A 20,591-nucleotide genomic window follows, 5' to 3' on the forward strand; every position below is an offset into this window, starting at 1 on the left:
GTCGAATCCGCAGGCATCGGTGTTTTCGCAGCTGGGCAGCGTCAACATCAGCTTGAACGGCGGTTCGCTGCTGGACGGCGAATTGGCCGATACGCGTACGGCCACAGAGAAAGCCTATCCGACGGTCACGGCCAAGATTCTGGCCGACCTGAATGCCCAGCTGGCCCAATACGACAGCTACTGGTCGGGCGTGCGGTCTTTGCAGACGGCGACAATCTCTTTGGGCGGCGCGGGCACGTATCTGAGCACGCAGGCCGAGGGCGGCCAGTATCTGGCCATCAGCATGACCGCGTCGCAATATGCTGCCGCGCTGAAGGCAGCGGTGGACGATCATCGTCTGGTCCGTCTTGCCTATAACAACAGCTTGAACGGCAATGCCCGCACCGAGATTCTGGGTTATCTGAGCCCTGGCGCCGACTTCGGCGTGGGCGGCATCTACCGCTTCGCGTTCTCGGTGTACGACCCGGTAACGGGACAGACGGCGGCGCCTGCGTCGCTGGCCGCGCTGGGTTACACCGTGGGCAGCCAGGGTGTGTTGTACGGTCCGGCGTATTCGCTGGCCAACGCCACGGATTCGTCTAACGCCAATCTGCCCATCTCCTTCACCTTGCCGTCTGGCACGTTGAGCGTGCAGCAGGGGTCCAACACGCTGAGCCTGCGCCTGACGACGGACATGCTGATGCAATTGGCGGGCGTGCCGCCGTTTGCAAACGACTTTTATGCGCTGGCGCTGGCCAAGCTGCGCACCTACACCTATGTTCAGGTCGGTGATCAGAAATTGCTGGTTGACCAGATCTTGCCGACCCAGCCGACATCGGGTGGCGGCTGGTGGGGTTCCACCAGCTTTGACACGATTCTGATCACGCTCAAGTCGCCGTATGTGGGTGATCTGACGGCGACAGACGCCAGCGGGCATCACAGCTTGAATATCGTGTTGGGCAACGCTTCCGGTGAATTGGGCGCGGGCAGCTACACGGGCACGGCCAATACCGCGGCGCCTGGCGTGCCGGCCGCGGGCACGACCGTGAATGTATTGCCAGCGGGCGACCAGAATACGTCGGCGGCGATCATTGCAGCCATCACGCAATACAACCTGGCCAATCCGAGCGCGCAGATTCCGACGGGCGCGGGTTCGCTCTACCAGAACCTGACCGTTCCGGTCAGCGGTTCAACCTGGTCCGTTGTCGAACGTACCGTAAGCACCAACAAACTGCTGCTATCTACCAGCCAGCTGGACCTGGGCGTGCCGTCGAACCTGAATACGGTGCAAGCCTACAACGACTGGATGAACCAAGCGGCCAATGGTTTGGTCGGCAGCATGATCACGTTCACGATCGACGGGGTGGAATACACCCGGCGCGTGGAATCGTTGAGCCTGGTTTTGGCGGATGGTTCGCCTGCCACGTCGGTCAACAGTGGCGCCCAGCGTTATGTGTCGGTGACGTTCGCGGGCGCATCGATAGAGGAAAAGAACTACTACATCCGCAATGGCTCCAATGTGGTGCAGGCGGTGACCCTGCCTACGCAACTGAAGTATGGTCTGACCGGTCTGGGCCGCGGCACAGGCGCCGCAACGCCCACTGTCGCCTACACCTTGGCGCGCGGTTTTGGCGCCACGGCGCTCAAGCAGGGCGTATTGACGACAGATCAGCCTACCTACTTCTGGGGCTGGAACGGCGGCACGCTGTTGCCATTCCATACCTATTCGGAGAGCGGTTCCAACTATGCCGAATACGTCGACATGGGCAATGGTTTCAGCTGGGACCTGCGCACTGCCAATATGAGCGACAGTGCGCGCACGCAGTTGGCCAACAGCATCAAGGCGTTGCTGCAATCCGGCCAGTCGATCTCGCTGGCGGGTCTGGAGCTGTACATGACGAACCAGAGCGGCAGCCTGCAAGGCCACGAGCTGGGCGTCTACGACAACGGCACCGTGCGCATCCTGACCGTGGTTGACGCCAATGGCAATCCGCTGACCGCGTCCAGCCCGGACAGCGCATGGCTGACGGGCCGCATCACCTTCAGCGGCCAGGTCTATGCGCAGAAGTCGCAGTTGGAAGGCCTGGACATTTACAAGAACACCAACGTTCACGATACCAACGCGCAAGGCAGCTACACGCCGACGCTGCAAGGCATGACCGTCAACGCAGGCATCCGTTTGAAGGACACCGGTTTTGCGCAGCAGTCCTTGACGCAATTCGGCAATGCCACGCTGACGCTGCCGGGCAACGACAGCTTGGTGCAGGGCCAGCGGGTGGAGCTGAGTTTTGCGAATTCCACGCAAACGGTCATCTACTACATCAAGAGCGTGAATGGCCGCGTGGTGACGCTATCGGACAGCGTCGATGGCGCATTCAACGGCAGCACAGCCGTCACCGTGGATGCGATTTTGCGTCTGGCGGGCAGCAACCCGGGCGCAGTCACCGTCAAGCTGTTGGACGCTGCGGCAAGCGGCGCCACAGTGTCGGCCAACAACGTCATTACGTTGACCAACATGAATATCGTGCCGGTCACCGATGCCAGCGGCAATGTGACGGGCTATCGCGGTTTGCAGAACTTTGACCGCGTGTACCTGAACGATGTGCGTTTGCAGACGGGCAAGACCGCCAGCCTGCAAACCAACGTTGCCTATTACGTGCTGGTGGGTAGCAACAACACCATCCAGCTGTTTGCCTCCAAAGAACAGGCCATGCTGTATCAGCAGATTGCGCTGCTGAACCAGACGCCGGAAGGTCAGGCGCTGGTCAAGGCCCTGTTTACGGACGCGGGGATTTCGGGCCAGTTGCTCACCGGATTTGCAGCGGCGGACATCCGCGGCATGTTTACCGTGTCGACGCATCTGTTCCAGGCGCAGCCAGCAGGTTCGGTTGACGGTCTGAGCGCGCAGATGCAAGCCCTGCACGAGCAGTTGAAGAATCAGGCATTTGATCCGAACTACCTGCCTGCCGCGCTGGACCTGGCGGCGGCGCAGAATCTGATCAAGTCGACGCGCAACCAGATCGTTTATGACTACGTGGTCGAAAAAGAACTGGCAGAGACGGCCGAATACCACAACTACTGGCGCGATCGCGTGGACGCGGCGGTGGGTGCAACGTCGGGACTGATTTCGGTGGGCGCTGGCAGTTTCAAGCTGGCCAACATGAATATCGTCGATGACGGCACGGGGCAGATGCGCGCCCTGCGCACGGGCGACGAAATCTACTTCCGCCAATCGGTCGGCAATGTGCGGGCCGACACGGCGTACTACGCCATTGTCGGCGCCGATGGGACCATTCGTCTGGCCTCTACGCTGGCCGACGCCATGCTGTATCAAAAGGGCGCCGGCCAGAACGACGGTCTGCTGGCCTTGTATCCCAATATGGGCGACGTCATCACGTTGGCGTTCGATGCATCCAACCTGGATGGCGCGGGTGTACTGGCCTATACGCGAACCTACACCTTGCGTTCCGATGCGCCGGCCCAAACTGCCGACGACATCGCGCGCTACGGCCATACCTACAACGCGGGTTACTTCTTCTACTTCTCGACTGCCACGCTGCGCAATATTGAGAACAACCTGTTGTATCCGGTGTCGGCGGCCATCAATGAAAAGGTCTTTGACCTGGACGGCGAGGCCAGCGGCGCGCCACCTGCCGACCGCTTCCTGAATGTGAAGGCGGGGCTGGACATTGTGTTGCGCACGTCTGGCCAGGGCTCGATCGGTGCGGAGCTGGGCGATTACACGCTGAAACTGCCCGCTCTGGGCGGGGTGGGCGGCGTGGACCGCGCCAATGTGTTTGATTCTTTGCCCGAGGCCGACAAGGCCGTGCTCTCGCGCGCCAACGCGGTCAATCTGGCGGGCGTGTACCACTCGCTGTACCGCTACATCGGCCCGGCGGGCACAACGCCGCTGGACCGCGCAAACGTGGACTTTACGGATACCAGCCTGTGGCAGCGCTTTGAGCCGATGTTCTCCAACGATGCGGCCTTGATGCTGGGCACCACGTTGGCGGCAAATAGCGCCGTGCAGTTCCTGTTTGCAGACCGTTTTGATCTGTACCAGAACAGCCGCGAAATTTTCGTCTACAACAGCAAGATGCTGGAAGGGGCCACGGCCGGCCAGCGCAGCCAGTTGCAAGCCAATATTGCGGCTGCGCGGGCGAACGGCTTGCAGGTGGTGGATATAGGCAGCGGCTTCCTGGACCCGGTCTGGAGCAACATCAATGTGCCATTCATGGCGCAAGATGGCGCCAGCCCGCAATCGCTGACGCCTGGGACGCTCGTGGGCGACATGCGTGATCCGCGCTACCTGACGCTGAAGCTCACGCGATCGCTGGCGGTGGAAGCCGTGAGCGGCGTGGTGTCTGCATACAGCGACACCACGGTTGGCCTGGACTCGCCCAATGGCAGCATCCGCCTGGGTGATATCCATGGCAAAGAAGGCGTCACGATCACGGTCAGCGCACAAGGCGGTTCCATCATTGGCACGGACGCCGGCACGGTGGAAAGCGCCGGTCAGGTAAGTCTGGTGGCGGACCAAGACATCGTGGGCAGCACCCGCGATGCCAACGGTATCTATCAATACGACGGCAGCAAGCACCTGCAACTGAGCCTTGCCGCTGGCCATTCGCTGTATGTGGAAGCGGGCGGTGTCGCCCGTGTGGCGCAACACGGCGCGCAGGACTTGAATCTGGTGCTGGCCAATACCAAGGGCACGGCGGCAGGCGGCTCGTCTTACTACACAGACGCCAATCTGCTGGTGGGTCAGGTCATGTCAGCCGGCAGCGTGACGCTACAGGCTGGGCAATCCATTCTGAACGCGACGGCCGAAGGCCAGCGCCAGTATGCGAACGTGGTGCTGACGGATCTGACGGCAGCGGAGTTGGCCGGCTTGGGTTATGTGCGCGAAGTGTCGCTGATTGCCGGGAAATCGGTCGGCCTGCTGGGCAGCGATCTTTCGCAGCAAGGCACGCCGTTGCTGATCAGCATGTCTGCGACGGACGCGCAGGCGGTCGTGCGGGCGTCGGCGGGTGAAAGCGTCAACCTGTACGGCATGCACGGTTTGCGCCTGGGCGGAATCCAGGTCGCCGATACGGCAGGCGTGCGCGGCGACGTGCGGATTTACGCGTTGGATGCCATTTTGAATGGCACCCAGCCGGGGCAGGCGGCCATCACTGCACGTAACGTGTGGCTGGAAACGCTGTCTGGCACGATTGGCGAATTGGGTTCGCCCCTGTTGACCGATATGTCCGGCTATCTGGTGGCCTCCGCACTGGGCACCGTGTCGCTTAGCCAGTTGGGCGCGCATGACCTGATGCTGGCGCGGGTGGAGTCGCGGTCACGCGATGAAATTCATCTGAGCAGCCAGGCCAGCATCCTCAATGACAAGACGGCACATCCGGGGCTGTCCAATAGCCGCACCGACGCCGTCGTAACCGGCGGCAGCCTGTATTTTGTGGCGGGCGGTTCCGTGGGCGGTTATGCCGCCAGCGACACCGCGGGAGTGTCGGCCAACGATGCGCTGATCGTGGCGGCAGTGGGATCGCAGGCGACCATCAACGTCGATGCGGTGGGCGACGCGGCGCTGGTGCAAGTGGCCAGCGCAGACGACGCGCTGGGCGTTGCTCAAACCTTGTCGATGAACATCGGCGAGATCAAGGCTGCCAACGCGTGGCTGGTGGCGCGCCACGATACGGCGCAGACGGGCGTTACGGGCGATATTCAACTGTCCGCCGATACCGTGGTCAGCGTGACGGGCGTGCTCAGTCTGTTGGCGGGCAACAACCTGACGGTCGCGGGCCGCAATGCTTTGTTGCCTGGCGCACTGATCAAGGCGGGCCAGCGCATGAATCTGCGTGTGGATCGCGATGACCGGTCCTCGGGCAACTACGGCAAGGCAGCAGCGGTGGACATCAGCGGACGCCTGCTTGCGCCCGAGATCTATATCTACGGCAGCCAAACGGGCGATAACACCATTACGTTGACGAACACCGCCGAGATCGGCGGCGGAGTGGACGCCGCCGACGCGTTGACGCAGGGCGCACTGTTTCAGGTCGAGGGCGGAGCGGGGCAAGATCTGATCATCGTGCAGGCGCAGCAGATCAATCAGCTGCAAACCACGGTGCTGACGGGCGGCGGTGATGACACGGTGCGTTTTGACGCTACCGATGTCATCGGCTCGGTTACGGTGCAGACGGGGCAGGGCGATGACAGCGTCACGGTTCTGAACACGTCGATCAGTGACGCGCTGACGGTGGACGGCGGAGACGGCGACAACACCGTGCTGCTCGACACAGCCACTATCGCTGGCGATACGTTGATCACCTCGGGTTCGGGTATCGATCTGATCACCGTTGTGAATAGCGGCCTTACCGGCGCGCTGACAGTGGATGCGGGCGACGGCGCCAATACCGTGTTGCTCGACGCGTCTAACATCACTGGCGACACGTCGATCTCCACGGGCTCAGGCAAGGACCTGATCACGGTACAACACAGCACTGTCACCGGTGCTTTGACCGTGGACGCAGGCGACGGCGACAATACCGTGCTGGTTGATACCTCAACAATCGGCGGCAATACCTTCATTACCACGGGGTCGGGCGCTGACCTGATTACCTTGGCAGATGCCGATTTCCTGGGTCGCTTGAATGTGGACGCAGGCGCGGGCAATGACAAGGTCTGGATGGCGCGCATTCTGCTGGCGAGCGGCGCGACGGTGTCGGGCGGCGTGGGCGACGATTACATCTACCTGTCGGCGCGTGCGCTGGCAGGCGGTATTTCGTTGCGAGGCAATGATGGCAATGATTTGATCGTTCTGGATCAGCTGCCGTCGCTGACCAGCCAACAAACCGTGGCGGGCGTGACGGATCGTGTGGATGTGGATGGCGGCCGTGGCGCGGATCACATCATTGTGAACCTGAGCGCGGCGCTCACGTCAATTTTGATCAACGTCCACGACTCCAACGACAACGGCGTCGAAAATCTGGCAGACGTCAACAAACTGACCATCAACGGCACCACACAGGACGAGAGTTTCCTGGTTCGCGAAAACTTCGTGGCCAAGATCACGCCGCAGGGCGCGGGATATGCCAACGCGGTTCAACGCGTGAACTACGACCGGACCATGACGGGCGGGCTGCGCCTGAACGCCGTGGACGGCGGCAACCGTTTCTACATCGACGACACCGGCACGAATGTGGTTATCGATGGCGGCCTGGGCAGTGATGCCAGCAAGCACAACGAGTATCAGGTTGGCCAGTTGTTCGACTTGGCGCGCCAGTTCCCGAATGTGGCCGCTGGGGACCAGATCGACACCGTGCTGACCACCCAAGGTTATCTGTCCCGTGGCAACAGCTTCGGCCTGACGCTGTACGGCGCGGAAAACAGCAAAAACATCTTCCGCGTCTATAGCAACGCCGCGCCGCTGGCGCTCTATGGCGGCAAGCGTGACGACGAGTTCATGGTCTACGCCTTCAAACAGGCGCAGCCGATGGCCAACGGCGAACGAGGTTATGTCGTCAACGCGCCGGTCTGGATTGACGGCGGCGAAGGCGTCAATACCTATACGGTGCTGGGTTCGGAAGACGCCGATTCCTTTGTGCTGACGCAAGAAGGCATTCGGGGCGCCGGGTTGAATACCAGCTACCAGAACGTCCAACGCGTGAATCTGGATGCGCGCGAAGGCAACGACCATATCTACGTGCTGTCCACGCGCAGCAACGTCATCACCACGCTTATCGGCGGACGCGATAGCGACACCTTCGATCTGTCGGGCGACGTCGCGGGCAACACCATCGTGACGGGCCGCGCGGGTGCGCGCGACGTGCTCGATGGCGCCCAGCCGGTCAAGATCACGACGCAGACGGGCCAGTTGGACGCCCATGGCGGCAACACCTTGTCTGTGGCGGTGAATCTGGACTTGGGCGTATTGCCGCGTCCGGCCAGCGGCCAGGCGTACGTGTCCTTGAGCAGCGCCATGGTGGCGTCCGCCTTGTACGGTTCCTTGTCGCAAGGCGCTGGGTTGCCGGCGGGCGATGCGCTGGCGGCTGCCATGCAAAGCCTGCAAGGGCGCGGTCTGCTGCTGTCTACAGATGGCGGGCTGACCTGGCACCAAAGTGTGGTGCTGACGTTTGATGCCAACGGCGCGGGCGGGCAAGCGTGGGGTGCATCGCAGCAGGTGCTGATCAAGATCGAAGACGGCGCGGGCGCAGGCTTGCCGCCGCTGAGTCTGGCAGGCCGCGATCTGCATTTGTCGGCATCGCTCTTCACGACGCTGCCCGGACTGTACGACGTGGCCTTGCTGCCGATTGCGGTGCGAGTCGCAGACCCGGCTTATGCAGGCCCTGCCAATGATCCGGGCAAAGTGCGCAATCCGCGCGCCACCGATCAAGCCGTGATTCAGGTGGACCCGGTCACGGGTATCAGCTACGCCAATTACGCGGATCAGCCGCACGATGTGTCGGGCATTCAGGGCACGTTGCTGATCGAGGGTAATGCGCTGGATCAACCGGGCTACGACGGCACGTTGCGTGCGGGCGTGGCGCTTCCGGGTGAACGCAGCGGCCAGCTGGGCGCACGTTACGAAGGGGTGACGCAGACGGCTCCTGCGAATGACCGCGTCCGTATCTTTGACGATGGCACGACTACCGGCCAGATCGGTATGCAAGATCAGGTGGACCAGATGAGCGGTCTGAACGGTCTCTACAACAACGAGCAAGCGGGCGATTTCGGTCGCATTACCGGGTTGGGCATGACGTCAGGTCTGGGTAGCGCCGCGGGCGCGGTCCAGCTCGCCGGGCAAAGCGGAACCCAGCTGTTCGATCGCGGCATCATCTTCCACGGGGTGCAATCGGTGAACACGATGCTGGGTCAGGGCGATGACACGTACACGGTGCGCCACGCCACCGTGGGCACGGTAACGCTGGTGCAAGGCGGGGGAGGCAATAACCTGCTGATCGCCAGCGGCAACACCGTTGGCGGCACGGACCGGCCGGTCCTGCTGTTTGGCTCGACCAGTCAGGATGACTCCTATTACACCGCGCAGCCCGGTCAGCGCCAGGCGGGTCAGGCGCTGCACTTTGGCCAGGCGGGCAATAACGTGCTGGACGCACGCGGCGCCACGCAAGGCGTGATCTTGTATGGCGGAGCGGGCAACGACGTCATCTACGGCGGGTCGGGTAACGACCTGATCGCCGGTGGCGGCGGCAATAACGTCATCCACGCAGGCCAGGGAAATAACATCGTCTTTGGCAATGCCGGTTTGAATATCGACCTGAGCGCGCCGATGAACATGGCATCGGGAGCGATGGCGGACCAGCAATCGCTGGCGTCGCTGACACTGGTGCTGACGCCGGATCAGGCGGCGGGCATGGCGGTTGGCTCGTCGGCCGACAGGCTGAATGCGGGCGGCAACCAGATCACCACGGGCGACGGCAACAATATCGTGTTCGCGAACTTTGGCCGCATTGTGACCGTGGCGCCGGTGAACTACCTGCGTATCCGGGGCGATTTCATCGACGCCGCGACGCCGGTCGAAGGCGGCCGCTATCTTGCGGGCGCTGGCCTGCAAATGCTGGAGACCATCAACCTGCCGCCTGGCGGTCTGAACACGATTACGGTCGGCAGCGGCCGCAATGCGGTGTTTGGCGGCATGGGCCGCGACATCATCCAGGGGCTGGGCGCGGGCGGCTTCAACTTGATCGCTGGTGACGGCGGCCGGGCCTTGTTTACGGCGGCGGGGCGGATTGCGTCGTTTGAATCCATTTACCCCTCGGTAGGCGGAGACGACCGTCTGTACAACAACAGTGAAGGCGTCATGCTGGGCGGCATGGGCGCGGATGAGCTGGAGAGTGGCGCGGGCAACAACGTCATGTTCGGCGATAACGGCCGAGTGGTCTTTGTGAATGACCGCCTGAGCCTGATCGAAACCATCGACATCGCGTTCGGCGGCAACGACATCCTGCTGGCCGGCACGGGCAACAACTACATGCTGGGCGGCGCGGGTTCGGACAACTTCCGCGGCACGTTTGCCAAGGACGTGATGGTGGGCGATTTTGCCGCCATCTATATCCAGCCCGAGACCGGCGTGATGATCAACCTGGCTCGTTTCGGCCCGGGCGGCAACGCGCCGGATCTGATCACGCGATCGTTCGAGAACCTGTATTCCTGGAACGGCAGCTTCGGTCATTGGCAGCGTCCGGTGTTTGGCATGCCGTTCACGCCGCGCTGGGGTGCAGATAGCCATCTGGGCCAGGAGCGTCAGTCGTTGGCTGATGGCATCCGTCTGGCGCCCGCGCAGCCGGATATCTCGATTGATCGCCAAGACGGCGGGCTTTCGGATTATGCTTCGGCCGGTACGGCGGACGGTGTGTCGATGCGGGCCGATCATTCCATGCAAAGTGGCGGTCAGGGGTATGCGGGTGCCGCTGCGGCGGCAAGCCCGCAGGCGCCAGATGATGTTCAGGCCCAGCAAGACGAAGCCGTAGAAGGTGCGCCCGTGTCGCAATCGGATCTTCCGGACGCCGTTGCAGGCGAGCCGGTGGCTTCGGCCGAGACGCAGGAAGACGTGCCGGAAGGCAACACGGCGGAACGCGTGGCGATGGCCGCCGGGGTAGGCATCCTGGGCCTGAGCGGCGCGCTCGGAGCGACAGGAAACGCCACCGTCGTGTTCAATTCAAAGACCAATACTTGGGAACCGAAGACCAGCCGCAAGCGCGGACTGAGCGTCACGCGGCAGATCCCGCAGCTTACGGAGATGGGTAGCGAGGATGAATGATGCCGTTGTTCCCGCACAGGTTAAACGTGCGGATCTGGCCTGGTGGTCGGCGCTGTCTGCCACCAGCGACCGCCAGTCGTTTCTGGACGCGTGGCTGGCCTTGCAGGCCAGCCAGTTGCCGGGGGTGCGTCACGCGGCGTTGATCCTGGGCGAACCGGATTCCGGGCCATTTGAAGTCGCTTCGCAATACCCCGCGGGCAGCAGGGCGGGCGCAGCTTTTTATGGCGTGGTGGACGAGTCCTTGCAGGGCAGGGAAGTGGCAGTGTCGGCGGACGCCGGCGCTTTGGTTGTGGCCTATCCCATCGTTCTGGACGGACGCATCCACGGCGTGGCGGCCTTCGAAACCGCCAAACAAGCGCCGGAACCCCTGGTGCAAGCGCTGCGCTGGGGCGCGGGCGTGCTGGAATGCTGGCTGATTCAACATCAGGAAACCGATACCGCGCAGACGGTCGAGCGGCTGATGTACGTGATCAACAGCGTGGCGCGCGCGTTGAAGGAAGGGCAATTCAAGGACGTGGCGCTGACGCTGGTCACGGATCTTGCGACCCGGCTGGAGTGCGACCGCGTCAGTATCGGTTTCCGGCAGGATGGCCGCTCCAAGGTTTATGCGCTGTCGCATAGCAGCCGGCTCGTGCAGAACATGAACCTGGTGCGCAGTGTGGCCGAAGCCATGGACGAGGCCATCGACCAGAACACGACCCTTTGCCTGCCGCAAGACGAGGGCCGCACCCTGCAACTGCGTGCCCACCAATCGCTGGCCAGGGAGTTTGGCAATCGCAATGTCCTGACCGTGCCCTTCGCGCCGGAAGGCGATGCGCGTGGCGCGTTGGTATTTGAACGGCCGGACAACATGCCGTTTGACCGGCAAAGCATCGAGCTGTGCCAAAGCGTGGTGTTGCTGGCGGGCCGCGTGTTGTACCAGCGGCTGCAACAAGAGCGCCCGTTCTGGCGCAAGTGGCGCGATGCGGCGATGGAGGAATCGGGCCGTCTGCTGGGCCCCCGCCATATCGGCCGCAAACTCGCCGTCTTGGCGCTCATTGGCATTGTGCTGTTTGCCTGCTTTGCGCATGGCCCCTATCGAATCAGCGCCACGGCCACGGTGCAGGGCGTGGTGCAGCGCGTGCTGGCGGCCCCGTTTGACGGGTACATCAGCGACGCATCGCGCCGGGCTGGCGACAACGTCAAGCAGGGCGAGGCGCTGGCCGCGCTGGACACGCGCGAGACCGAGCTGGAATTGCTGCGCGCCGGCAACCTGGAAGTGCAGTACCGCCGCCAGGCAGAAGAAGCGTCCGCACGCGGAGACAGCGCTGCCGCCGCCATCGCGCAGGCGCAGGCCCGGCAGGCCATGGCGCAGATCCAGTTCTATCGTGAACAGATCCAGCGGGCCACGTTGCGCGCGCCGTTTGACGGGATGCTGGTCAGTGGCGATTTGACCCAGCAATTGGGCGAGGCCGTCAAACGCGGGCAAGAACTCTTCAAGCTGTCTCCCCTGGACGGCTACCGGCTGTGGCTGGATGTGGAAGACCGGCTGATTGACGATGTGGCCGTGGGCCAGACGGGCAGGGTCGCCCTGGCCGCCATGCCGGACAAGCAGATTCCGTTCACGATCACCCGCATTGTTCCGTTGGCTCAGGTGCAGGAAGGCAAGACCGTATTCAGGCTGGAAGCCAGCCTGCCCGCCAACGTAGCCCCCCAAACGGCGCCGGCCCTGCGGCCGGGCATGGAAGGCGTGGGCCGCGTCGATATCGACGAGCGCCGCTACGTCTGGATCTGGACGCACGGATTTTTTGATTGGCTACGCCTGAAATGGTGGGGCTGGTTCGGTTAACGAGAAGGTATGTCGGTTACTGCGCTGTATAGCAATTCCTGGCACCGGGTCAGCACGCTGCGCCCGCGGCTGCGCTCGCACATCCACATCCATCGCCATGTGTATCGCGGTGAGGTCTGGTACGTCATGCAGGACCAGAGCAACGGCGAATTCCACCGCTACACCCCCGAGGCCAATCTGCTGATCAGCCTGATGGACGGGCGGCGCACGGTGCAGGAAATCTGGGAGACGGCCTGCGGCCAGCTGGATGACGACGCCATGCCGCAAGACGAGGTCATCCGCCTGATGGCGCAGTTGCACCGGGCCGACGTGCTGACCACCGATCGCGCGCCCGACGTGCGTGACCTGGTGGAACGCCGCCGCCGCCAGCGTATGCAGAAGATCAAGCAATACATCGGCAACCCCAGCGCATTGAAAATGCCGCTGGTGGACCCCGACCGCTGGCTGACGAAAGCGCTGCCGTATTACCGCTGGCTGTTCACCTGGGTGGGCGCGTTGTTATGGCTGGGGGTGGTGGCAGCGGGTACTGCGCTGGGCGCCATGCACTGGCAGACTTTGACGCACAACATCTGGGATCAGGTGTTTTCCACCGGCAACGTGCTGGCCATGGCGCTGGTGTACCCGGTGGTGAAGGCGATCCACGAGTTTGGCCACGCCTGCGCCGTCAAGGCGCGCGGGGGCGAAGTCCACGAGATCGGCCTGATGTTCTTGCTGCTTGTGCCCATTCCTTATGTGGACGCGTCGGCCGCTTCGGCCTTTGCCGACAAGCGCTGGCGCATGCTGGTGGGCGGGGCGGGGATTCTGGTCGAGCTGTTTCTGGCGGCGTTGGCGATGATTGCATGGACGCAGCTGGAACCCGGCATTGGCCGGTCGCTGGCCTATACCGTCATCATTCTGTGCGGCGTATCGACGCTGTTCATGAACGGCAATCCGCTGTTGCGCTATGACGGCTACTACGTCTTGTCTGACGGCATTGAGATTCCCAACCTGGGCCAGCGGGCGAACAGCTATCTGGGATACCTGTTTAAGCGTTATGTGCTGGGGCTGCGCGGCGTGGAAGCGCCGCGCGCCACGCCCGGCGAACGCGTCTGGTTCGTGGGCTATGGGGTGCTGTCGTTTTGCTACCGCATGTTCATCATGTTTCTGGCCATCTTCATCATGGCCGGGCAGTTCTTTTTCTTTGGCGTGCTGCTGGCGTTGTGGGCGATCTTCAACACGATCGTCATGCCGCTGTGGCGCCTAGGCCGGCAGTTCTATGCCGACCCGCAGATTCAGGCGCATCGCGTCCGGTCTTACCTGATCTGCACGCTTTGCGTGCTGGGCGTGGCAGGGCTGCTGGGCGCGGTGCCGCTGCCGTCTTCCACCGACACCGAAGGCGTGGTCTGGGTGCCGCCTTCAGCCCAGGTGCGGGCGCCGGTGGCGGGATTTGTGCGTGCCAGGCAGGCGGCTGATGACGCGCCCGTGGGTCAGGGCGCGCCCTTGCTGGCCTTGGAAAACGACGAATTGATCCGCCGCGACGCCATGCTGGCCGCCCAGGTCGACGAGTATCAGGCCCGTTACGTGCAGGCCTATGCGCAGAATCAGGTGCAGGCGGCCATCATGCGGCATCAATGGACCAGCCTGCAAACCGAACGGCAGGCCATAGCGCTACAGGTGCAGGCCCAGCAGGTGCGCAGCCCGCACGCGGGGCGCTATGTGTCGGCGCAGGCCGAAGACATGACGGGACGGTATGTGCAGCGCGGTGAACTGTTGGGTTATGTGTTGACCGACGCGGAGACGGTGCGCGTGGTGGTGCCGCAGTCCAGCCTGGAACGCATCCACCAGTCGCTCAAGAACGTGCGTGTGCGGCTGGTGCAGAACAGCGGGCAGGAGTTTGTGGCGGAGATCGCCCGCGAGGTGCCGGCCGCTACCGACGAGCTGCCCAGTCTGGCGCTTAGTCTGCAAGGCGGCGGCAGCATCGGTGTGGACCCGCGCAAATCGCAGGAAGGCCGCGCCAAATCGTCGGAGAACCTGTTTGTTATGGACCTGACGCTGCCCAAAGACGCGCCCCGCGCGTATCTGGGCGCGCGGGTCTACGTAAAATTTGCCCACGAGCCCCGGCCCATCGCCCTGCAAGCCTACGATGCGGTCAGGCAGATGGTGCTGCGCCAGTTGCGGTTCTGACATGCACGCCTTTTCCGCCCTGCGCCCCGATCCGCTGTATCCCGAAAAGGAAAGCGAACGCCACGCCAACAAGCTGGAAGCCTGGGGCACGGCGGCGTTGCGCTGGCTGGGACGAAAGCGCCGCGAACCGCTGTGGCGCACCCGCCGCATCCTGTCTCGTGTGCACCGGGAGACGCAGGCGTTGGGCGACATCGATCTGGCCGGTGTGCGCAGCCGCGCTGACGAGGTCGCGTTTGACCTGCGCTGCAACGGCATCACGCAGGCAAGCGCGGCTCGCGCTTTCGCATTGATCCGGCAGGCGGGACGCCTGGCCTTGGGCAAGGCGCATTTCGATGTGCAACTGCTGGGCGGCTGGGCCATGCTGCAAGGCATGGTGGCCGAAATGCACACGGGCGAGGGCAAGACGCTGACGGCCACCTTGCCCGCCGCCACGGTCGCCATGGCGGGCCTGCCCGTGCACGTGATTACAACGAATGATTATCTGGTCGAGCGCGATGCGCAGATCATGAGTCCCATCTACGAGGCGCTGGGTCTGAGCGTGGCGTGGGTCAGCATGGAAATGGACATCCCGACACGCCGCAAAGCGTATCAGGCGGATGTGGTCTATTGCTCTAACAAAACCCTGGTCTTCGATTATCTGCGCGACCTGATCGTGCTGGACGGCAGCAAGGATGAAGACGCGCTGCGTTTGGAACGGCTGCGGGGCGAGCAGGGCACGCTGGGCCAGTTGTACCTGCGCGGCCTGTGTTTCGCCATTGTGGATGAGGCGGACAGCGTGCTGGTGGACGAGGCGCGCACCCCGCTCATCATTTCAGGCGTGCAGGAAGACGACACCAGCGCGGTGACGCGCCAGGCCATGGAACTGGCTGGCGGCATGCAGCCGGAACACTATCGTCTGTTGCTGGGCGAGCGCCGCGTGACCCTGAACGAGTCGGGCCGGGAGCATCTGCGGGCTCAATGCGCGGCGCTGCCCGCGCCATGGAGCATTCCGTTCCGGCGTGAAGAACTGGTCTTGAGTGCGTTGACGGTGCTGCATCTGTATAAGCTCGACGAGCAATACATCATTCGCGACGAGAAGATCATGGTCGTGGATGAGTTCACCGGCCGCGTGATGCCGGACAGGTCCTGGGGGCAGGGGCTGCACCAGATGCTGGAACACAAAGAAGGGCTGGACTTGAGCGAGCCGCGCGCCACGCTCAAAAGCATCAGCTATCAACGATTTTTCAAGCACTATTTGCTGCTGTCCGGCATGACCGGCACGGCGGCCGAAATTCGCGGCGAACTTGGCCGGGTCTATGACTTGCCGGTGGTACGCATCCCCACGCACCGAAAATCCCGGCGCCGTCATGCGCCAGACGCCGTGCATCGCAACCTGGCCGACAAGTGGGCAGCGGTGCGCGCCCGCACGCAGATCCTGCATCAACAAGGCGTGCCCATTCTGATCGGTACGCGTTCCGTCGCGGCATCGGAACAGGTGGCGGACGTGCTGGCGGAAGCGGGCTTGCCCGCCGTGGTCTTGAATGCGAAACAGGACGCGGGTGAAGCCGACATGATTGCGCGCGCCGGCGAGATGGGCAGCATTATGATCGCGACCAATATGGCGGGCCGCGGCACCGACATTCCGCTGTCGGACGCCGCGCGCGCCGCTGGCGGCCTGCATGTCATTCTGACCGAACGGCACGAGTCGGCCCGCATCGACCGGCAATTGGAAGGCCGTTGCGGACGCCAGGGCGACCCGGGCCATGTGGAAGCCATTCTGTCGCTGGAAGACGCGGTGCTGGATAGTGTGACCGGCAGCGGCTGGGCGCTACCCATGCAGACCCTGCGATCCCCTCAGGCCAAGGGCTGGCGCTGGCTGGCCGCCCGCTGGTTGCGCTTTGCGCAGGCCCGCACCGAACGTAAACTGGCCCGCGAGCGCCGGCAGATGGTTGCCGCGGATGAAGAACTGGAAAACTCCCTGTCCTTTTCGGGCCAGGGCGACTGACTCAAAGACCCGATTCCATGATGCGTAGCCTTAACTTGTTTTGTCCGGTTCTGCTCGGCGGCCTCTTTGCCAGCGCCGCCGCACTGGCCCAGGGCCTGCCGCCCGACGCTCGCCTGCCGGTGCTGTCCGAACCGGCTCTGGCCGTGCCCGCAGACAACCTGAACGCGCCCATGGCCTGCCTGATCGAACCTTTTCAGGTGTCGGAATTGGGCAGTGCATCGGCTGGCGTGTTGAGCAATGTGCTGGTGCAGCGCGGCGACGTGGTCAAGAAAGGGCAGGTCGTGGCTGAACTGAACACCAGCGTCGATGAAGCCACGTTGGGCTTGCGCCGTGCCGAAGCGTCCTATCTGAGCCGCGTGGTTGAGCGCAATGCCGACCTCTTCAAACGGCAGCTGTTGCCCGCTGGTGATTACGACGAAATGACGTCACGCAGCCGTCAGGCGCAGTTGCAGGTTGCGCTGCAACAAGCAATTTTGGCCGAGCGCAGCATCAAGAGTCCGTTTGACGGTGTGGTCGCTGAACGTTATGCAGGCCCCGGCGACCGGGTCAACGACAACAAGATCGTCAAGCTGGCGCAGATCAACCCCTTGCTGGTCAAGGTGGTGGTGCCCGAAGGCTTGTACGGCCAGATCAAGTCCGACACTGATGCGCAGGTCATGGTCAACACGGCAATCAGCGACAAACCGCTGAAAGCGAAAGTGTGGCGAATCGACCGGGTAATGGATGCCGCAAGCGGAACCTTCACCGTTTTGCTGCGCGTGCCGAACGACGGCAACACAATCCCGTCGGGCATCCGGTGCTCGGTGCGATTCTGATCACGGACCTGTGTCCGCCGCGCCGTATTCCCGGGGGCGCAGCCTAACCCCCGCGATGCCCGCCGTGATATTTGGGCGCAGCCATTGTGCGCGGGCTTTCCTTGTGCTGGGCGCTGGCCAGCGCGCGGCGCCTGGCGTCCTCATGCTGATGGTCTGACTTGGCGCGGTCCTTGCCAGCTTGCGCAATTGCCGGAGTGTCGGGGGCGCCAACGGCTGGCTTATCTGCTCCGGGCGCGCCGTGCGCCTGGGCGGGATGGGGCTTGTGTGACGTCATGGTGCGTACCTATTCAGGTGCCGCGGCATATGCCGTTTTTTCAAGTTACGCCCACAGCGCCCCGGATTCCAGCGGTCAATTGCAACAGGCCGTCGCCCGGTCTGCGGCAGTGTTGGCGCCAAGCCGGTAGACTGGCGGACGTTGCTGGCGGTTTCTCTATGGCGCAGCACCGGTTCCGGCGCCCGCGTTTGCTGCTAGCCCCATTCTGATTCAGAGGGATTCTGGTACCTACCGTGAAAATAAGAAAAATCATTGAAGAACGACGCCAGGACGAGCAAGTAGCGGTCCGGGAAGGCGCCAATCCGTCCGAGGCCGACCTGCTGGCCGCGCTGGATCGGATGGACGGCGTCAGGTTCAGCTCCATTGCGTTTGTGACCGAAGACGAAACCGTCATGGCGGTGGGGGGCGGAGGTACCGCCTACGTGGTGTCCATCACCCTGGATGACGACGCAAAAATATTCACGCTGATCGACCCTTCCAGATCCGAAGATCACGATCAGGAACTGGTCGTGGGCGGGCAGTCGGGCAGCTATCAGGAATACCAGTGTGTCAGCCGCGAACTGGCTGTTGCGGCGATCCTGTATTTCCAGCAAGAGGGCGTGCCGTCGCCGGATCTGAGCTGGGTCAGTGAGTAATTCGGGCCATTGGGTCTACTGACTGAGTTCAGGCGGGAAAATTCGCGAATCTCGCCGGCTGAATTCAGCCAGGAAATTCCGCCAATAAGCCAAGGGGGCTGTCGCCAGCCCCCATTTTTCGCGCCAGTACCGCCCAGCCTTACACCACCCGGGTCAGCACCTTTTCATCCCGGAACCAGCCGTCCAGGTTCGCCACCATCAAATCCGCCATGGCGCGGCGCGTCTCATGCGTGCCGCTGGCGATGTGCGGCAGCAGCACCACATTGTCCATCGAGTGCAGCGCGGCAGGCGTGGCCGGTTCGTGTTCAAACACGTCCAGCCCAGCGCCTGCGATGCGCTTTTCCTGTAAGGCGCTGACCAGCGCGGCTTCGTCGACTACGGTGCCGCGCGCAATGTTGATCAGCCAGCCTTGCGGACCCAGCGCATCCAGCACAGCGGCATTCACCATATGCCGGGTGGCGTTGCCGCCCGGCACGGCCAACACCAGGAAGTCGCACTCTTGCGCCAGCGTCACGATGTCGGGGCAATACCGGTACGCCGCGGGCGCATCCGCGCGGGGTTTCCGGTTGGTGTAAAGGATGTCCATATCGAACGCGGCGGCGCGGCGGGCAATCTGCAAACCGATATTGCCCAGCCCGACAATGCCGCAGCGCTTGCCGCTCATGCGCGTGCCCAGGCCAAAGCCTTCCTGGGGCCACCGGCCAGCGCGCACAAAACGGTCCGCTTCCGCGATGCGGCGGGGGGCGGCCAGCATCAGGGCAAGGGCGGTATCGGCCACGCAAGCGTCCAGCACGCCGGGCGTGTTGGTGACGACGACTCTGTGTTCTTGGGCGGCGTTCAGGTCGATGGTGTCGTAACCCACGCCAAAGCTGAAGATACCTTCCAGTGCGGGCAACGCCGAGATCAATTCCCGCGTGGCGCCAAAGCGGCCGCTGGTGGCAATGCCGCGTATGGCCGGCCCATGCTCGCGCAGCAGCGCGGCGGGATCAGCGGCTTCCCACAAGCGATGGACGCGATAGCGGGACTCCAGGTCCGCCACCAGGTCAGGCAGCAGCGGACCAACCATCAATAGGCTGGCGGTGGAAGTAGAAAGGGATTCGGTCATGGAGTCAGTTGGTCTGGATGTTGCGCGTTTTGATGATCTGGCCATAGCGCGCGCGTTCGCTGGCAGCCAGTTCCTGCAATTGCTGCGGCGTGGAACCGTGCGCGACTGCGCCTTGGGATTCCAGCTTGGTTTTCATTGCGGGGTCGTTCGCGACCTCGCGGATGGCTTGCGACAGCTTGTCGATGACGGCGGGCGGTGTGCCGGCAGGCGCCAGCACGGCAGTCCACGAGCCGGATTGCGCGTTGGTTACGCCGGACTCGTCAATGGTGGGCACCTCCGGCATCGCCGGCGACCGGGTTGCACCCGTCACCGCCAGGGCGCGCAGCTTGCCGCCATTGACGTAGGGCATGGTTTCCAACACCGATGCAAACAGCATGTCCACGCGGCCAGCCATCAGGTCCGTCATGGCTGGGCCGCCGCCTTTGTAGGGCACGTGCATCAAGTCCACGCCGGTCGCCTGCTGGAAGATCTCGGCCGACAGGTGCGGAGCGCCGCCCGTGCCGGAGCTGGCGAAAGTATGTTTACCGGGTTCGGCGCGTGCCAGCTTCACCAGTTCTGCCACATTCTTGGCGGGCAAATTGGTCGGCACGACCAACACAAAGGGCAGGTCCGAAAACAGCGATACCGGCGCAAACGCCGTGGCGGGGTCGGAATGCAGCTTGTAGATCCACGGGTTGATGGCCAACATGCCCGAATTGGCAAACAGCAGGGTGTAGCCATCGGCAGGTGCGCGCGCCACAAGATCGGCGGCGATTTGGCCGCCCGCACCCGGGCGGTTGTCCACCACCACGGACGACGCCAGCTTCTCGCCCAGCGCAGCTGCCAGCAGACGCGCCGAAATATCGGTGCCGCCGCCTGGCGAGAACGGGACGATCAGGTTGATTGGCCGCTCAGGGTACCCGGCGGCCTGTGCGCTCCATGGCAATGCGGCGGTGGCGGTCAACGCCAGCGCCGCGGCGATAAGCCGGACGCGTTGCCGTGCGATATTTTTTGTCTCCATGTCTTTTCTCTTTTTTGGTGGTGTTGCGGCATGC

At 63.3% G+C, this 20,591-nt stretch carries 9 protein-coding genes (1 of these 9 only partly in view); 6 read left to right on the plus strand and 3 right to left on the minus strand.

The features are described from left to right. The 5 genes in view from RAS12_RS04220 to RAS12_RS04240 are tightly spaced (at most 17 nt apart) and all read left to right on the plus strand, a layout consistent with a single transcriptional unit that may run on beyond the window. Positions 1-10,753 carry the 3' portion of a DUF4347 domain-containing protein gene (locus RAS12_RS04220; RefSeq protein WP_306945438.1) on the plus strand. It extends 20,798 nt beyond the left edge of the window, so only the last 10,753 of its 31,551 coding nucleotides appear in the window; its start codon lies beyond the left edge, outside the window; the stop codon is at positions 10,751-10,753. Beyond that, positions 10,746-12,581, plus strand: a complete 1,836-nt coding sequence (locus RAS12_RS04225; protein ID WP_306945440.1) for an efflux RND transporter periplasmic adaptor subunit — start codon at positions 10,746-10,748, stop codon at positions 12,579-12,581. Before RAS12_RS04220 ends, RAS12_RS04225 begins: the two co-directional genes overlap by 8 nt. A gap of 9 nt (positions 12,582-12,590) precedes the next feature. After that, positions 12,591-14,744 carry an efflux RND transporter periplasmic adaptor subunit gene (locus tag RAS12_RS04230; protein WP_306945442.1) on the plus strand — a complete coding sequence of 718 codons (2,154 nt, stop codon included), beginning with the start codon at positions 12,591-12,593 and terminating at the stop codon, positions 14,742-14,744. Position 14,745: 1 nt separating this feature from the next. Continuing rightward, the gene (locus RAS12_RS04235; RefSeq protein WP_306945444.1) at positions 14,746-16,728 is read left to right on the plus strand and encodes a preprotein translocase subunit SecA; all 1,983 of its coding nucleotides are present in this window, start codon (positions 14,746-14,748) and stop codon (positions 16,726-16,728) included. Positions 16,729-16,745: 17 nt separating this feature from the next. After that, positions 16,746-17,543 carry an efflux RND transporter periplasmic adaptor subunit gene (locus RAS12_RS04240; protein WP_306945446.1) on the plus strand — a complete coding sequence of 266 codons (798 nt, stop codon included), beginning with the start codon at positions 16,746-16,748 and terminating at the stop codon, positions 17,541-17,543. Positions 17,544-17,586: 43 nt separating this feature from the next. Here the strand turns inward: RAS12_RS04240 and RAS12_RS04245 are convergent, their stop codons facing one another. Next, positions 17,587-17,817 carry a hypothetical protein gene (locus RAS12_RS04245; RefSeq protein WP_306945447.1) on the minus strand — a complete coding sequence of 77 codons (231 nt, stop codon included), beginning with the start codon at positions 17,815-17,817 and terminating at the stop codon, positions 17,587-17,589. A gap of 233 nt (positions 17,818-18,050) precedes the next feature. On the opposite strand from RAS12_RS04245, the gene RAS12_RS04250 reads away from it, so the two are divergent. Then, a complete protein-coding gene (locus tag RAS12_RS04250) occupies positions 18,051-18,452 on the plus strand; it encodes a hypothetical protein (protein WP_306945448.1) in 402 nt (133 codons plus the stop codon). Between the two features lie 139 nt (positions 18,453-18,591). Here RAS12_RS04250 and RAS12_RS04255 read toward each other — a convergent pair whose 3' ends face one another. Together RAS12_RS04255 and RAS12_RS04260 are read right to left on the minus strand one after the other, a co-directional pair. Then, positions 18,592-19,557: a 2-hydroxyacid dehydrogenase gene (locus RAS12_RS04255; protein WP_306945450.1), complete on the minus strand. Its 966-nt coding sequence runs from the start codon at positions 19,555-19,557 to the stop codon at positions 18,592-18,594. Positions 19,558-19,561: 4 nt separating this feature from the next. Then, positions 19,562-20,557 (minus strand): Bug family tripartite tricarboxylate transporter substrate binding protein, encoded by a 996-nt coding sequence (locus RAS12_RS04260; RefSeq protein WP_306945452.1) that lies wholly within the window; start codon positions 20,555-20,557, stop codon positions 19,562-19,564. Between the last annotated feature and the right edge of the window lie 34 nt (positions 20,558-20,591).

Source organism: Achromobacter seleniivolatilans (genome assembly GCF_030864005.1).
Lineage (GTDB): Bacteria > Pseudomonadota > Gammaproteobacteria > Burkholderiales > Burkholderiaceae_B > Achromobacter > Achromobacter seleniivolatilans.

Bases quoted from the DNA above. Each gene is read 5' to 3' on its own strand.
- RAS12_RS04230 (WP_306945442.1), top strand. From the start codon at position 12,591: ATGTCGGTTACTGCGCTGTATAGCAATTCCTGGCACCGGGTCAGCACG.
- RAS12_RS04225 (WP_306945440.1), top strand. From the start codon at position 10,746: ATGAATGATGCCGTTGTTCCCGCACAGGTTAAACGTGCGGATCTGGCC.
- RAS12_RS04255 (WP_306945450.1), bottom strand. From the start codon at position 19,557: ATGACCGAATCCCTTTCTACTTCCACCGCCAGCCTATTGATGGTTGGT.
- RAS12_RS04245 (WP_306945447.1), bottom strand. From the start codon at position 17,817: ATGACGTCACACAAGCCCCATCCCGCCCAGGCGCACGGCGCGCCCGGA.
- RAS12_RS04260 (WP_306945452.1), bottom strand. From the start codon at position 20,557: ATGGAGACAAAAAATATCGCACGGCAACGCGTCCGGCTTATCGCCGCG.
- RAS12_RS04240 (WP_306945446.1), top strand. From the start codon at position 16,746: ATGATGCGTAGCCTTAACTTGTTTTGTCCGGTTCTGCTCGGCGGCCTC.
- RAS12_RS04235 (WP_306945444.1), top strand. From the start codon at position 14,746: ATGCACGCCTTTTCCGCCCTGCGCCCCGATCCGCTGTATCCCGAAAAG.